1 protein-coding gene is annotated in these 1,177 nt (G+C 65.8%); it reads right to left on the reverse strand.

What is annotated here, in order from left to right; translation table 11 throughout:
* On the reverse strand, window positions 1-1,082 hold a 1,082-nt coding region (locus AB0C38_RS49500), incomplete at its 3' end, for a DUF222 domain-containing protein (RefSeq protein ID WP_360688739.1).
* Window positions 1,083-1,177 lie beyond the last annotated feature (95 nt).

Consider the following 1,177-nt stretch of genomic DNA (forward strand, 5'->3'; position numbering starts at 1 on the left):
AGATTGCCCAGCTCGGTCGGGCCGCCATCAGCCCAGTGGCGGATGTGGTGACCCTGACAATGGCGCGGTGGGCGGTGGCAGCCGGGGAAGGCACACCCGCGGTCGCGTAGGTAGAGCGCTCGGCGGATCCCGGCGGTGATCAACCGGCTTTGGCGGCCGAGGTCGAGAGGTTCGCTGTTCTTGCCCAGGACTGCAGGGATGATTTTGCAGTCGCAGGCGTGGATTCGTGCTTCGGCTGCGGACATGGTGCCGAGGTCGCCGAGGGTGGCTCGGCCGAAGCTGGCCTTGGGAGTGGTGGGGGTGTTGCCGAGGACTGCCTGGCCGATGCCGGACTTCAGGTCTTCCAACGAGACCGCGATCATCACGTGGGCTCGTTCGCCGGCCTGCATCGGCAGGTCTGGGGTGTTGAGGGCGAGGTCGATGGCGTCGGAGAAGGCGTCGCCGTAGCGTTCCTGTGGCGAGCGGAGGTCTGGGCCTTCGTCTGTGGTGCGGCGTTGAGCCAGGGAGTCCAGCAGAGCGCTGGCGCGGGTGCCGGTCTCGTCGTCGAAGCGGCCGTTCAGTTCCCAGATCCCGGTTCTTTTGCGGCGCAAGGAAAGTTCTCGGCTGGGCGTGGCCGGTTCGGTCGTGTCGGGCTCGTTGCCGTCGGGGTCGAGGTGGGCCACGGTTCGCGCGCCCAACGCTGCGACCTGTTTGTGGCCAGCATCTTCGGCGAAGGTGAGGAGGTGTTGCTCGGCCTCGTCGCGATGCTCCGGTGGGATCTGTGCGAGCGTGCCGACGATGGTGTCGATCATCGGATTGCTCAATCGGCCAACCGAAGCGGCAGTGCCGGTGGCGGGAGCAACAGCGGGGATCGGCGTGCCGTCGAGGTTACGGCCGGGGGTAAGGGCTCGGGCTCGTTTGACCACGGTTTCGGCGGCAGACTTGGGAACATCAGCGAGATGCTCGAAAAGCCGTGCTACAGAGCGGTATCCGAAGAGTTCCATGACACCGCGGGACTCGATTTCCGCGAGCAGCGAACCGATTTCAGCCTCGGCAGACCGCGCGACAGTGAGCAGCGCGGAGATACGATCGGCCAAGGCCATCGCATCCGCTTTCCACACCGTTTCGCTGTCCACACACCAAGATTACCGGCAGTCGAACGCATGGGCATCACACGATCAGGTGGAAGCGGCGGCGC

Source organism: Amycolatopsis sp. NPDC048633 (assembly GCF_040650695.1).
Lineage (GTDB): Bacteria > Actinomycetota > Actinomycetes > Mycobacteriales > Pseudonocardiaceae > Amycolatopsis.